12 protein-coding genes are annotated in these 13,367 nt (G+C 74.0%); 4 read left to right on the top strand and 8 right to left on the bottom strand.

What is annotated here, in order from left to right; all coding sequences use genetic code 11:
* Nucleotides 1-223: 223 nt before the first annotated feature.
* On the top strand, nucleotides 224-1,345 hold the full coding sequence (locus tag D5H75_RS22120; RefSeq protein WP_242454423.1) for a Glu/Leu/Phe/Val family dehydrogenase: 1,122 nt from the start codon (nucleotides 224-226) through the stop codon (nucleotides 1,343-1,345).
* Between the two features lie 152 nt (nucleotides 1,346-1,497).
* Entirely contained in the window at nucleotides 1,498-1,728 is a 231-nt protein-coding gene (locus D5H75_RS22115) for a DUF3073 domain-containing protein (RefSeq protein WP_119928399.1), read from the top strand.
* A gap of 224 nt (nucleotides 1,729-1,952) precedes the next feature.
* Here the strand turns inward: D5H75_RS22115 and purM are convergent, their stop codons facing one another.
* The 5 genes from purM to D5H75_RS22090 all read right to left on the bottom strand — a co-directional run bounded on the left by purM (nucleotide 1,953) and on the right by D5H75_RS22090 (nucleotide 6,415).
* Nucleotides 1,953-2,996, bottom strand: coding sequence for a phosphoribosylformylglycinamidine cyclo-ligase (gene purM / locus D5H75_RS22110; RefSeq protein ID WP_119928398.1), 1,044 nt, complete (start codon nucleotides 2,994-2,996; stop codon nucleotides 1,953-1,955).
* Between the two features lie 17 nt (nucleotides 2,997-3,013).
* Nucleotides 3,014-4,453 (bottom strand): amidophosphoribosyltransferase, encoded by a 1,440-nt coding sequence (gene purF, locus D5H75_RS22105; protein WP_119928397.1) that lies wholly within the window; start codon nucleotides 4,451-4,453, stop codon nucleotides 3,014-3,016.
* 109 nt (nucleotides 4,454-4,562) lie between these two features.
* Nucleotides 4,563-5,057, bottom strand: coding sequence for a LamG-like jellyroll fold domain-containing protein (locus tag D5H75_RS22100; protein ID WP_119928396.1), 495 nt, complete (start codon nucleotides 5,055-5,057; stop codon nucleotides 4,563-4,565).
* 52 nt (nucleotides 5,058-5,109) lie between these two features.
* On the bottom strand, nucleotides 5,110-5,892 hold the full coding sequence (locus D5H75_RS22095) for an SDR family NAD(P)-dependent oxidoreductase (protein ID WP_119928395.1): 783 nt from the start codon (nucleotides 5,890-5,892) through the stop codon (nucleotides 5,110-5,112).
* Between the two features lie 76 nt (nucleotides 5,893-5,968).
* Nucleotides 5,969-6,415, bottom strand: coding sequence for a MarR family winged helix-turn-helix transcriptional regulator (locus D5H75_RS22090; RefSeq protein WP_119928394.1), 447 nt, complete (start codon nucleotides 6,413-6,415; stop codon nucleotides 5,969-5,971).
* Between the two features lie 160 nt (nucleotides 6,416-6,575).
* Here D5H75_RS22090 and D5H75_RS41795 point away from each other — a divergent pair, with 160 nt between their 5' ends.
* On the top strand, nucleotides 6,576-8,081 hold the full coding sequence (locus tag D5H75_RS41795) for a DUF4190 domain-containing protein (protein WP_202638380.1): 1,506 nt from the start codon (nucleotides 6,576-6,578) through the stop codon (nucleotides 8,079-8,081).
* Between the two features lie 232 nt (nucleotides 8,082-8,313).
* Here D5H75_RS41795 and D5H75_RS22075 read toward each other — a convergent pair whose 3' ends face one another.
* Nucleotides 8,314-8,769, bottom strand: a complete 456-nt coding sequence (locus D5H75_RS22075; protein ID WP_119928392.1) for a sterol carrier family protein — start codon at nucleotides 8,767-8,769, stop codon at nucleotides 8,314-8,316.
* A 113-nt stretch (nucleotides 8,770-8,882) separates the two neighbouring features.
* On the opposite strand from D5H75_RS22075, the gene D5H75_RS22070 reads away from it, so the two are divergent.
* Nucleotides 8,883-10,949, top strand: a complete 2,067-nt coding sequence (locus D5H75_RS22070) for a PhoX family protein (RefSeq protein WP_119928391.1) — start codon at nucleotides 8,883-8,885, stop codon at nucleotides 10,947-10,949.
* Nucleotides 10,950-11,115: 166 nt separating this feature from the next.
* Here the strand turns inward: D5H75_RS22070 and D5H75_RS22065 are convergent, their stop codons facing one another.
* A complete protein-coding gene (locus D5H75_RS22065) occupies nucleotides 11,116-12,600 on the bottom strand; it encodes an MFS transporter (protein WP_242454422.1) in 1,485 nt (494 codons plus the stop codon).
* Between the two features lie 59 nt (nucleotides 12,601-12,659).
* Entirely contained in the window at nucleotides 12,660-13,364 is a 705-nt protein-coding gene (locus D5H75_RS22060) for a Crp/Fnr family transcriptional regulator (RefSeq protein WP_119928390.1), read from the bottom strand.
* Nucleotides 13,365-13,367: the final 3 nt, after the last annotated feature.

Genomic DNA, 13,367 nt, shown 5'->3' with positions numbered 1-13,367 from the left:
TAGCGTTCGCGGCCGGTTGGTCCCCTTCCATCCTCGCCGATCTCGGGCCCGCGCGGGAAGGAAGCGGGAGGGAAGCGGGAGGGAACCCGGCGGGATCGCGGCCCCGCATCTCACGAGGTGGGACGGACGGCCCTCGGGCGTGATCATCAACGGAGGCGCGGATACGCTGGCATCAGTTGCCGCCGCGATGGAGTGGCGGACCGAACGACCGGGAGTCACCACCGTGACTGACGTCTTCCCGGGCCTGCCCAAAACCTCCGGGCAGCCCAGAAATCCCGGGGCCAACAGCACCCCGAACGGCCACGAGCAGGTTGTGTTCTGCTCGGACGAGCGCAGCGGACTGTACGCGATCATCGCGATCTACAGCACCGCGCTCGGCCCCGCCCTGGGCGGGACGCGGTTCTACCCCTACGAGAGCGAGTCCGCCGCGCTCGCCGATGTGCTCAATCTCTCACGGGCCATGGCGTACAAGAACGCGATGGCCGGGCTCGACCTCGGCGGCGGCAAGGCCGTGATCATCGGCGACCCGTCGCGGGACAAGTCCGAGGCGCTGCTGCGGGCCTACGGCAGGTTCGTGCAGTCCCTGGGCGGGCGCTACTACACCGCCTGCGACGTGGGCACCTACAGCGAGGACATGGACATCGTCGCCCGCGAGTCCCGCTACGTGACCGGCCGCACGCCGGCCCACGGCGGCGCCGGTGACTCCTCCATCCTCACGGCGTACGGCGTCTACCAGGGGATGCGGGCCGCGGCCGACCACACGTGGGGCGCGACCAGCCTGTCCGGGCGCCGGGTCGGCGTCGAGGGCGTGGGCAAGGTCGGGCACCGGCTCGTCGGGCACCTGATCGAGGACGGCGCCGAGGTCGTGGTCTGCGACGTGGACGAGCGCGCGATCGAGCGGCTCAGGGCGCTGTATCCCCAGGTCGAGGTGGTCGACGACCAGGCCGCGCTGACCGCGTCCGACATCGACGTGTACGCCCCCTGCGCCCTCGGCGGGGCGCTGGACGACGACACGGTGGCGCGCCTGCGGGCCAAGGTGGTCTGCGGCGGCGCGAACAACCAGCTCGCGCACGCCGGGGTGGAGAAGCAACTCGCTGACCGGGGAATTCTCTACGCCCCGGACTATGTTGTGAACTCCGGAGGGGTCATCCAGGTGTCGGACGAGATCGAGGGCTTCGACATGGACCGCGCGCGGTCCAAGGCGAGCCAGATCTTCGACATCACCCGGAGGATCTTCACCATCGCGGCGGAAGAGGACGTACCTCCGGCCGTCGCCGCGGATCGTCTGGCAGAGAGAAGAATGTCGGAAGTCGGGCGTCTTAGGGGCATTTGGCTTAGCAACTGACCGCCGCGCCCCATACGGCGTACCGAGCTGGGCTCAAAACAGGTACGGTTGTAGGCGAACATGGGCTGACGCCAGAGGTCAGGGTGCGTCAGCGTTCGGATAGCGCTAGCGACGAGGGGTCGGGCACGGCCCCGCATGAGGGGGTCGAGCCAATGGGGCGCGGCCGAGCCAAGGCCAAGCAGGTCAAGGTTGCTCGCCGGCTGAAGTACAACAGCGGCGGCACAGATCTTGATCGACTGCGCGAGGAGCTGGGCGTAAACGACGAGGACTCCACCCAGGAGGACGACGTCTACGACCCCTATGACGAGCTGGCCGAGCGATACTCCGACTACGCCGACGACGGCGAGGAGGACGATCGCGAGGACCAGACCTCGCGCCGCTGACGATCCAGTCGGTCAGAACGCGCACGGCACCCGGCCGGCCCGAGAGGGCCCGCCGGGTGTTTGTGTTCGCCCCCGTACCGAGGCTCACCCGCCGGGCGCCGCACGGCTTCCCGCCCATGCCGTACGACCGCGTTCGCCCATGTCCGCCCCATGTCCGCGCATGTCCGCCATGCCGTACGGCGGGGCGGGCGGGCCCGGGCCGTACGGCGGGCGGACGGCGGCGGTCAGGACAGGATGGCGCGGCCCTCGCCGGGGATGACGTCGCCGAGCACCCACGCGGGCAGGCCGCGGTCGGCGAGCAGGGCGATCGCGGCGTCCGCCGACTCGCGGGGGACGATCGCGCACATGCCCACGCCCAGGTTGAACGTGCGGTCCATCTCCTCGTCCGGCACGCCGCCGTGGCCCTGGAGGACCTGGAAGATCGGCGGGACGATCCAGGAGGAGCGGTTCAGCACGGCGTCCACGCCCTTGGGGAGGGAGCGGGCCAGGTTGGCCGCCAGGCCGCCGCCGGTGATGTGGGCGAACGCGTGGACCTCGACGCCCGCGGCCAGCGCCAGGCAGTCCAGGGCGTAGATCCGGGTGGGGGTCAGCAGTTCCTCGCCCAGCGGCCGGTCCAGCTCGGGCAGGTCGGCGTCCAGCGCCAGGCCCGCCCGCTTCAGGACGTAGCGGACCAGGGAGAACCCGTTGGAGTGCACGCCCGAGGAGGCCAGGCCCAGCACCACGTCGCCCGGCCGCACCCGGTCGGGGCCGAGGAGCCGGTCCGCCTCCACGACGCCGGTCGCCGCGCCCGCCAGGTCGTACTCGTCGGCGCCCATGACGCCCGGGTGCTCGGCCGTCTCGCCGCCGCTGAGCGCGCAGCCCGCCTGCCGGCAGCCCTCGGCCACCCCGCCCACGATCGCCGCGATCCGCTCGGGGACGACCTTGCCGGTGGCGATGTAGTCGGTCATGAACAGCGGCTCGGCGCCGCACACCACCAGGTCGTCCACCACCATCGCGACCAGGTCGATCCCGACGGTGTCGTGCCTGTCCATCTCCTGCGCGAGCAGCACCTTCGTGCCCACGCCGTCGGTGGAGGTGACCAGGAGGGGGCGGCGCATGCGGGTCAGCGCCGAGGCGTCGAACAGGCCGGCGAAGCCGCTGGCGTCGTCCACCACCTCCGGCCGGCGGGCGCGCGCCACCTTCGACTTCATCAGCTCGACCGCGCGGTCACCCGCCTCGATGTCGACTCCGGCCGCGGCGTACGAAACTGTCTCGGGCTGATCGCTCACTGGGTCTTTCCGGTCTTTCACTGGCTGGTGGACTCGAGGACGTACTTGCCGACCTTCGTGTCGTCGATCGAGATGGGGTACTTCCCGTCGAAGCAGGCGCGGCAGAGCTTGTCCTCGGGGATCGTGGTGGCCTCCACGAGCTGCGGCAGCGAGATGTAGCCGAGGGAGTCGGCCCCGAGCGACTGGCGGATCTCCTCGACCGACAGGGACCCGGCGATCAGTTCGGCCCTCGTCGCGAAGTCGATGCCGTAGAAGCAGGGCCAGGTCACGGGCGGGCTGGAGATGCGCACGTGCACCTCGGCGGCCCCGGCCTCGCGCAGCATCCGCACGATCGCGCGCTGGGTGTTCCCGCGCACGATCGAGTCGTCCACGACCACCAGGCGCTTGCCCTCGATGATCTCGCGGAGCGGGTTGAGCTTGAGGCGGATGCCGAGCTGCCTGATCGTCTGCGACGGCTGGATGAACGTCCGCCCGACGTAGGAGTTCTTCACCAGGCCCTGGCCGTACGGGATGCCGCTCTCCTCGGCGTAGCCGATGGCGGCGGGGGTGCCGGACTCGGGCGTGGGGATGACCAGGTCGGCCTCGACCGGGTGCTCCCGGGCCAGCCTGCGGCCCACCTCGACCCGGGTGACCTGGACGCCGCGCCCCGCGATGGTGGTGTCGGGCCGGGCCAGGTAGACGTACTCGAACAGGCAGCCCTTGGGCTCGGCCAGCGCGAACCGGCGCGACCGCACGCCGTCCTCGTCGATGGTGAGGAACTCGCCCGGCTCCACCTCGCGCACGAAGTGGGCGCCCACGATGTCCAGGGCGGCGGTCTCGGAGGCGACCACCCAGCCCCGCTCCAGGCGGCCGAGCACGAGCGGCCGGATGCCCTGCGGGTCCCGGGCGGCGTACAGCGTGCGCTCGTTCATGAACACGAGCGAGTAGGCGCCCTTGACCTGCGGCAGGATCTCGGCGGCGGCGTCCTCGACCGAGGACCCGCCCTCGCCGGCGAGCAGCGCGGTCAGCACCTCGGTGTCGCTGGTGGCCGCCAGCTTCCCGGCGGGCAGTCGCGCCGCCAGCTCGGCGGTGTTGATCAGGTTCCCGTTGTGGGCGAGCGCGAGTCCTCCCTCGTCGGTGGACCGCAGCGTCGGCTGCGCGTTCTCCCACACGCTTGAGCCGGTCGTGGAGTACCGGCAGTGCCCGACCGCCAGGTGCCCCTTGAGCGTGGTCAGCACGGACTCGTCGAAGACCTGGGACACGAGCCCCATGTCCTTGTAGACGAGGATGCGGCTGCCCTCGCTGACCGCTATGCCCGCGGATTCCTGCCCGCGGTGCTGCAGCGCGTAAAGCCCGTAGTAGGTGAGTTTCGAGACTTCTTCGCCTGGTGCCCACACCCCGAAGACGCCACAGGCGTCCTTCGGCGCGTGATCATGGGGGTCCAGGTCATGGCTGAGTCGGCCGTCGCCCTTGAGCACCCGCCCAGTCTAGGTGCCCCCTCGGACCTCCGCGGCCCCGCCCCGGTCGATGACACCGGGTCATCGACCGATGACACCGGGTTCCGTTCCGTCGGCCCTGGGCGCGGGGTCAGCGGGCGCTCAGGGCGCGGATGGCGGGCTCGTCGATCGGGTGGTCGTAGACGCGGAGGTCCCGCAGGGCGACGTCGGGGGCGGGCGAGGGGAGCACGTGGAGGGGGCCGAAGGCGGGGAGCAGCGCCCGGGGGAGGCGCACGGCGTCCTCGACCTTCCCGGCCCGGTAGACGCGCAGCCACCGGGCGTCGGCGATGACGGCGATCGGGGTCCAGACGTCGAGCTGCACGGCCTCGCTGTCCACCCATTCCGGGCCCCGCTCGTGGAACGCCTGGGCGCGCAGGCGCGGGGCGTCGGGGAAGACCCACAGGCCCAGGGCGCGGGCGTCGCCCCGGGCCACGGGCCGGTGGAACAGCGTGCGCCACGTGCCGGAGGGGAGGGCGGTCAGCCGCACGTCGAAGGTGATGCTGAGGCCGCGGGCGAGATTCCACGGCGGGGCGAGCTCGACCACCTGGGGCCCGGCCGCCTCGAACCTGCTGAAGTGTTCCGCCATCGGGACCGCCTGATGCCGGGGACTCGCCCCCAGCGTAACCCCGCCCGCGCCGTCACACCGTGTGCCCGGACCGCCCGGCCGACGAGCCCTCGCGGATCAGCTCGCCGGTGAGGTTGCCGTTGGCCGCCGAGGCCAGGAACACGATGAGGCCGGCCACGTCGGCGGCGGTGGACAGCCGCCGCGACGGGGTGCGCGAGGCCATCGTCTCCAGCAGCTCCCGCGGCGGCTCCCAGCCCCGGTCGGTCAGCGTGAACCCGGGCGCGACCACGTTCACCAGCACCCCGTCGGGGCCGGCGTTCCACGCGAGCGCGCGGGCCAGGCCGTGCAGGGCCGACTTGGCGGTGCCGTACGGACCGGGTCCCGGCAGGCCCTCCTCGGCCACGCCGGAGGAGACGAAGACCACGCGGCCGAAGCCGGCGCGGCGCATCCCGGGGAGCACGGCGGCGGCCAGCGCGGCGTTGCCCGCCACGTTGGAGCCGAGCATCGCGAGCCAGGTCTCGTGGGGGACGTCCTCGAAGCGCGCGTTCAGGTCGGGCCCGTCGGCGCCCCAGTTCACGGCGTTGCCCACCAGTGAGGAGACCGGGCCCCAGCGGCGTTCGACGGATTCGACGGCCGCCCGGACGGAGCCGGGGTCGCCCAGGTCGAGGGGGAGGGCCAGGGCCTGGCCGCCGGCCCGCTCGACCTCCCCGGCGACGCGCTCGGCGGCGTCCTTCCGGTCGCGGTAGGTGAGGGCCACGCGGGCGCCCTCGCGGCCGAAGGCGACGGCGGTGGCCGCGCCGATGCCCGATGAGCCGCCGGTCACGAGCACGGTGCGGTCGCGGAGTCCGAGGTCCATGGAGATCTCCTCATTAGCTGGCTAAATTAGTCGGCTAATGAAAGCACGCGCCCGGAGCCGGAGGCAAGGGGTCTCCTCAGCCCCCGCAGGGGCCGTCGATGGGGGCCGCGGCGATCCCGGCCGCCATGCGCGGGAGCATCGCGCGCAGGGCCTCGCGCTCGGGCCCGTCGAGGCCCGCCAGCATCGCGTCGTCCATGCGGTTCCAGGCGCGCTCCACGGGCCCGCGCAGTTCCCGGCCGCGTTCGGTGAGGTAGACCCGGGAGACGCGGCGGTTGCCCGGGTCGGGCTCACGCCGTACGAAACCGGCGCGTTCGAGGCGCTGGAGGGTCTTGGTCACGGTGGGGGGCTCCACGCCCAGGCGGGCGACCAGCTCGGACTGGGACAGCCCGTCCCGCTCCCACAGGCGGGCGAGCAGCATCTCCTGCCCGACGTGCAGCCCGAGCCCGGCCAGGTCCTCGGCGAGGCGCTGCCGGTGCGCCTTGAGCAGGCGGATGAGCTGGTAGCTCACCGATGTCTCGAACACCCTGCCATCTTGCCGGGAGCGGGAGGGGGGCGGGAACCTGGGGGGAAGCCGATAACCGACCTTTAATGACCCCGCGCGTCTAGGAGGGCCGGTTCGGGGGATGCTGAAGTGTCGGCTTGAAACGCCGGATGTGTCGGCTCCAACCCCGTGGGAGATCAGCGTGACGACCCCTGACGATCCCAGCAAGCGACGTCGCGAGGACGGCGAGGACCTGCGCGCGGCCGGGCCCGGCGAGGGCGGGGAGCCCGGCCCGCCGCCCCGGCCCGGCCGGGAGGCGGACGCGCCCGACGCCGAGGACACGGCGGACGCCCAGGGCTCCCCGGACTCCTCGGGCGCGGCGGACGTTTCGGATTCCTCGGATTCCTCGGGCTCCTCGGGTCCTTCCGCCGCTTCGGGCGGGCCCGGGCAGGAGACGATCCGGGTCGAGCCGCCCGGGCACGGCACGCCGGAGGGCACGGGCACGCGGCCGCTGGAGACCGGCGAGCGGCTCTTCGGGGGCCAGGCCGAGGGCGCGGCGAGCACGCCGTACGGCGGGCCGGCGCAGGGGGAGACCCACAGCCCGTACGGCGGGCCGTCGCAGGCACCCGGGGACGGGGACCCGCCGGCGGGCGGGGCCGAGCGGGCGTACGGCGGGCCGACCGCGGTGTACGGCGCGGGCGTGTCCGGGGGGTCCGGGGGGCTGTCGAGTGGTACGGGCGTTTCCGGGGGGCTCGGGGGGCTGTCGGGCGGTACGGGCGCTTCCGGGGGATCCGGGGGATCCGGGGGATCCGGGGGGTCGTCGGGTGGTACGGGCGGGTCCGGGGAATCCGAGCGGCCGTCGGGCGGCACGGGTCCCGGCGGCACCGCGGCCTTCCCGGAGACCGGCCCCGGCGGCTCCGCCGATCCGAGCGCGCCTGCCGGATCGGCCGGCCCGAGCGGCCCCGGCCGATCCGCCGGCCCGAGCGGTCCCGGCGGGCCCACCGGCCTCGGCGCGCCCGAAGGCTCCGGGGGTCCCGAGGGGCCGACGGCGGACTACGGCTCCACCGCGCGGGCGGCGGGGTCCGCGGAGCCGTACGCCACGGCCAGGCCGGACGAGCCGACGGCGGCCTTCGGCACGAGCGGGCCGCAGGACGGGCCCCGATACGGAGACCAGTACGGCGGCCAGCACGCCGGGGACCAGCCCCCGGCGTACGGCCAGGGGTACGGCGGCGGGCAGGAGTACGGCGGCGGCCAGGGGTACGGCGGCGGGCAGGGCTACGGCGGCGGTCAGGAGTACGGCGGGGGGCAGGGCTACGGCGGCGGTCAGGAGTACGGCGGGGGCGGCGCGGCGGGCGGGCCCGGGCAGTGGCCGCCGCAGGCCGAGCCGCCGCGCGGGCGGGGCCTCGGCATCGCGGCGCTCGTGCTCGGGATCGTCTCCCTGATCACGTGCAGCCTGTGCTTCATCGGCTCGGCCGCCGGGATCGTGCTCGGCGTGGTGTCCGCGGCGACCAACCGCGGGCGCGGGTTCGGCATCGCCGGGATCGTCATGTCCGTGCTGGGGCTGATCCTGGGCATCATCGCGTACACCTCCTTCATCAGCCCGGTCACCGAGTGCGCGGACAAGAACCGCTACCCGGACCAGGCGTCGCAGGAGCGCTGCATCCAGGACAAGCTCCCCATGCTCCGCAGCGCGGAGCCCACCCCGTAGCCGCGAAGCCCAGCCCGTAGAAGCCGAGGCCCGTCCCGTGACCGCCGTGCCCCAGCCGGCAGACGCCGTGCCCCGCCCGGGAGGCGCCGTGCCCCGCCCGGGAGGCGCCGTGCCCCATTCGGCAGACGCCGTGATCCGACCGGCAGGCGCCGAGGCCCAGCCGGCGGACGCCGAGGCCCGCCCCGGGGCCGCCGGGACCCGGCAGGCGGACGCCGGGGGCGGGCCGCCCCGGCTACGTCAGCGGCAGGTAGGGGCTGAGGTCGGCACGGGTCCCGCTCACGCCGACCCGGCCGCCCGCCGTCGCGTCGGCCCAGCTCAGCGCGCCCGTCGCCAGCTCCAGCCAGGTGCGGGGGTCGGTCTCGACCACGTTCGGCGGGGTGCCCCGGGTGTGCCGGGGGCCCTCGACGCACTGCACGGCGGCCAGCGGCGGCACCCGGACCTCCACGGCCCGCCCCGGCGCGCGCGCCGCCAGCTCGTCCAGCAGGGACCGCACGGCGAACCGCAGCGCCGGGCGCACGGGCTTCCCGCCCGAGGCGTACGCCCGCAGCGCGGCGGCGACGCAGGCGCGCTGGAGGACGCCGAGGTCGGACGGGCCGTCGTACGGCGGCTCGCCCAGCTCGGCGAGCTGCTCGTCGAGGGCGGCGCGGACGGCTTCGGGATCGGGGCGTTTCGGTGGCACGGGGTCCATTCCACCATCCCCGGCGGGAGAGGTTCATCTGCCCGGCGAGCCGTGTTCACCTCCGGTTACGGCGCGATCCGTAGCCTCCCGGCCGTACCAAAAGCGCCAAACCTGGAGGATCGGTGCCGAATCCCCCCGCCCGCAGACTGCTCCCGCTGCTGACCCAGCATTCCGGGCGCAGCGCGCTGACCTGCCAGTTCCGCTGTGGCAACGCCTGTGACCACGACGTGCCGAACACGAGCGAGAACGCCTACTTCGGCGACATCGCCGCCAAGGCCCTGTCCCGCCGGGGCGCCCTGCGGGCGGGCGCGCTCGGAGCCCTCGTCGTGGGCGCCGGGGCGTCCCTGGCCGGCACGGCGTACGCGAACCCGGACCTGCCCCGGCAGCCCGGGGAGGGGCCGGGCATCGGCGGGCGGCTGACCTTCGAGCCGGTCGCGCCGAACACCGAGGACCGGGTCACGGTGGCCGAGGGGTACGACCACGCGGTCGTGGTGCGCTGGGGCGACCCGGTGCTGCCGGACGCGCCCGCCTTCGACTTCGAGCGGCAGACGGCCGCCGCGCAGGCCGCGCAGTTCGGGTACAACTGCGACTTCGTGTCGTTCCACCCGCTCGGCCGGGACCGGGCGCTGCTGTGGGTGAACCACGAGTACAGCGACGAGCAGCTCATGTTCCGCGGCTACAAGGGCGGGACGAACGCCACGATCGAGCAGATCAAGATCGGCATGGCCGCGCACGGCGGCTCCGTCGTGGAGATCGCGCGCGTGGGCGGCACCGGCCGGTGGAAGCTCGTCACCGAGGGCCGCCGCCGCTACAACCGCCGGATCACCGCCGAGACCCCGATGCGGTTCACCGGCCCCGCGGCGGGCAGCGACCTGCTGAAGACGGCGGCGGACCCGACCGGCACGCGGGTGCTCGGCATGCTCAACAACTGCGCCGGCGGCACCACCCCGTGGGGGACCGTGCTCACCGCCGAGGAGAACTTCAACCAGTACTTCGTGGGCGCCGACAAGGCCCCCGAGGCGCTGAAGCCGTCCCTCAAGCGCTACGGCATCGACGTCTCGAAGCCGTACGACAGCGGCAACCGCCGGTTCGACCGCGTGGACGAGCGCTTCGACCTCGGCAGGCACCCGCACGAGGCGCACCGGTTCGGCTGGATCGTGGAGATCGACCCGTTCGACCCGGACTCCACGCCGATCAAGCGCACGGCGCTGGGCCGGTTCAAGCACGAGGCCGCCAACACCTCGCTCGCCCGCGACGGCCGCGTGGTCGTCTACATGGGCGACGACGAGCGCTTCGACTACATGTACAAGTTCGTGTCCAAGGGCCGCTTCCGTCCCGGCGACGACCGCCACAACCGGACGCTGCTGGACGAGGGCACGCTCTACGTCGCGAAGCTGACCGGCGACAGCCCCGCCGCCGAGATCGACGGCACCGGCAAGCCGCCCTCGGACGGCGCGTTCGACGGCTCCGGCGTCTGGATCCCGCTGGTCACCGGCGACAAGAGCCACGTCGAGGGCATGACCGCGGCCGAGGTCCTCGTCCACACCCGCCTCGCGGCCGACAAGGCGGGCGCGACCAAGATGGACCGCCCCGAGGACATCGAGCGCAACCCCGTCACCGGCGCGGTCTACGTCGCCCTCACCAACAACTCCTCGCGCACGGCTGCGCAGGTGGACGAGGCGAACCCGCGGGCGGCCAACAAGCACGGCCACGTCCTGGAGATCCTGGAGGCGGGCAACGACGCGGGGTCCACCCGCTTCGCCTGGAGCATCCCCCTGGTCTGCGGCGACCCGGCCGACCCCTCGACGTACTTCGCGGGCTTCGACAAGACGAAGGTCTCGCCGATCTCCTGCCCGGACAACCTGGCGTTCGACCCGCGGGGCAACCTGTGGATCTCCACGGACGGCAACGCGCTGAAGAAGAACGACGGCCTGTTCGCGATGCCCGTGCGGGGCCGCGACCGGGGTCACGTCCGCCAGTTCCTCACGGTCCCGGTGGGCGCCGAGACCTGCGGCCCGCTCATCACCGCGGACGGCCGCAGCGCCTTCGTCGCCGTCCAGCACCCGGGCGAGACCGACGGCGCCAGCCCCGACACGCCCTCCAGCCACTGGCCCGACGGCGGCTCCTCCCAGCCCCGGCCCTCGGTCGTGGTCGCCTGGCACAAGCACGGCCGCCACATCGGCGCCTGAGCCCGGGCCCGTCGCGCCGTACGGCCCGGCTCCCGCCTCCGGGCCGGTACGGCCACGCGCCCGCCGACCCCCCGCCGCTCCCGGCACGAAGGAGAGCGGCGGGGGGCCGCGCCGTTCCCGGGAACCGCGCGGGGCGGGGCCGTACGAGGCGGGCACGGCGGAGGGATCAGGAGCGCCTGGAGCGGGCCAGGGCGGCGCTGACGATGGCGGCGAGGGCCACGGCGGCCAGAGCGGCCAGGGCGCGCTGGTAGCCGGTGACGAGGCCCTCGACGGCCTCGGGGGAGAGCCGGGAGAGGGTCCCGGCGTAGACGAGGGCCTTGTCCCGGCCGGTCAGGGCGCTGGTCAGCAGGCTCAGGGTGAGCGCGACGCTCAGCACGATCCCCACGTTCATGACCATGACGCGGAAGCCGTTGACCACGCCCAGGCGGTCGGCCGGGAGCTCGCTCATGACCTGCGTCGTGTTGCCGGTGAGGAACGCGCCGCTGCCGCACCCGGCCAGGAAGAGGCCGGCGGCCAGGACCGCGTACGGCGTGCGCGGCCCGGCGGAGACGAGGAGGACGAGCAGGCCCGCGGCCGACAGGGAGGCGCCGGCGACGGCCAGGGCGTGCGGGCGGACCCGGCGGCCCAGGCGGCCCGCGACGGGGGACGCGATCGCCATGCCGACGGCGGTGGGGAGGACGGCGAGGGCGGCCTCGAAGGCGTTCATGCCGCGCACCGCCTGGAAGTAGAGCGCCAGCAGCAGCACCACGGCCGACCTGGCCAGCGCGTTGCAGAACGAGGCCAGGTTGGCGAACGCCAGCGAGCGCTCCCCGAACAGGCGCAGGTCCAGGACCGGGTTGGCGGCCCGCCGCTCGACGAGGAGCAGCACGGGCAGCAGGACCGCGAACGCCGCCGCGCCCCCGATCACGAGCGGGCCGACGCCGCCGGAGCCCGCCTCGGAGAGCGAGACCAGCGCGCCGCTCAGCGCCACGAAGATCAGCAGGTTGCCGAGGGCGTCCACGGGCTCGCGCTCGCGCCGGGGCACACGCCGGAGCACGATCAGCCCCCAGACCAGCGCGGCCAGGCCGAACGGCACGTTGAACCAGAAGACGCCGCGCCAGCCGAGGGTGTCGGCGATCAGGCCGCCGACGGTCGGGCCGGCGAGCTGGGCCACGGAGAGCGTGCCCATGTAGACGCCCATGCCCTCGCTCAGCCGGTCCGGCGGGAACGCGCCCGTGATGATGACCGTGCCGTTGGCCAGGATCATCGACGCGCCGAGGGCCTGGACCGCCCGCAGCGCGATCAGCACCCACACGTTCGGCGCGAACCCCGAGAGCAGCGCGGCCAGGGTGAAGACCGCGAATCCCAGCAGGTACGTCTCGCGCCGCCCGAACAGGTCCGCGATCCGCGCGAAGAACACCAGCGACGCGGTGTTGACCAGCAGGAACGACAGCAGGATCCAGCTCGCCGCGAACGGCCCGGCGTCGAAGTGGCGCACCACCTCGGGCAGGGCGACGTTGAGCGTGCTGCCGTTGACCCCGATCAGGATCAGCCCGAGGCTCGTCACGGAGCAGACCCGCCACGCGTAGCGCATCCGGGCGGCGTACTCCGGCGTCCCGGGCGCGTCCTGCGGCGAGGTCGCTTGGGGGGCGGCGACCATGTCCTCCATCATGACGTACGGCGTACGCCCGCTTTGTCCCCTACCCCGGGGAGCGCGAACCGCCGTGCCGGTCAGCGGGCGCGGCGGCGCAGGCCCTCCAGGTCGTGGATGACGACGCGGCGGCGGCCGGTCTCGATGAGGCCGCGTTCGCGCAGGCCGCGCAGGGCCTTGCTGACGGCCTCGCGGGACGAGCCGGTCCAGCCCGCGAGCTCGTCCTGCGACAGGGGCAGCGCCACGCGGACGCCGCCCGGCACGGGCTCGCCGTACCGCTCGGCCAGCTCCAGCAGGCGGGTGGCGACCCGGCCCGTCGTGTCGAACGCGCCGAACTCGATGCGCTTGCGGTCCGCGTCCCGCAGCTTCCCGGTCACGATGCGGATGAGCAGCAGCGCCACCCGCCCGTGGTCCCGCAGGAACGCCGAGAACTCCGCGAACGGGACGACCACCCCCTCCACCGGCTCCAGCGCGGTCACCGTCGCCGAGCGGGGCTCGCCGTCGATCGAGGACAGCTCCCCGATGAGCGACCCGGGGCCGCGGACCGCGAGGATGACCTCGCCGCCGGCCTCGGTGTGGGAGGAGCACTTGATCCGGCCCGAGGTCAGGATGAGCACCCATTCGGCCCGGTCGCCCTCGCTCATCAGCGTGGCCCCGCGCTCCCACCGGCGCCTCCTGCCGCAGCGGACCAGCTCGTCCCGTTCGCCGGGGGTCAGCTCGTCGAGGAACTCCACGTCGCCGCCCTCCTCGGGAAGCGTGCCGGGGCCGGGCGGGCGGGCTGTCATACG

This window comes from Bailinhaonella thermotolerans, assembly GCF_003594875.1.
GTDB classification, from domain to species: domain Bacteria; phylum Actinomycetota; class Actinomycetes; order Streptosporangiales; family Streptosporangiaceae; genus Bailinhaonella; species Bailinhaonella thermotolerans.
Note: the sequence above shows the minus strand (reverse complement) of the source record. Positions and strands in the feature narration are given on the sequence as shown.

Excerpts from the sequence above, each read along its gene's own strand:
- D5H75_RS22115 (WP_119928399.1), top strand. The coding sequence starts at position 1,498 with ATGGGGCGCGGCCGAGCCAAGGCCAAGCAGGTCAAGGTTGCTCGCCGG.
- D5H75_RS22100 (WP_119928396.1), bottom strand. The coding sequence starts at position 5,057 with ATGGCGGAACACTTCAGCAGGTTCGAGGCGGCCGGGCCCCAGGTGGTC.
- D5H75_RS22095 (WP_119928395.1), bottom strand. The coding sequence starts at position 5,892 with ATGGACCTCGGACTCCGCGACCGCACCGTGCTCGTGACCGGCGGCTCA.
- D5H75_RS22075 (WP_119928392.1), bottom strand. The coding sequence starts at position 8,769 with ATGGACCCCGTGCCACCGAAACGCCCCGATCCCGAAGCCGTCCGCGCC.
- D5H75_RS22065 (WP_242454422.1), bottom strand. The coding sequence starts at position 12,600 with ATGATGGAGGACATGGTCGCCGCCCCCCAAGCGACCTCGCCGCAGGAC.
- D5H75_RS22060 (WP_119928390.1), bottom strand. The coding sequence starts at position 13,364 with ATGACAGCCCGCCCGCCCGGCCCCGGCACGCTTCCCGAGGAGGGCGGC.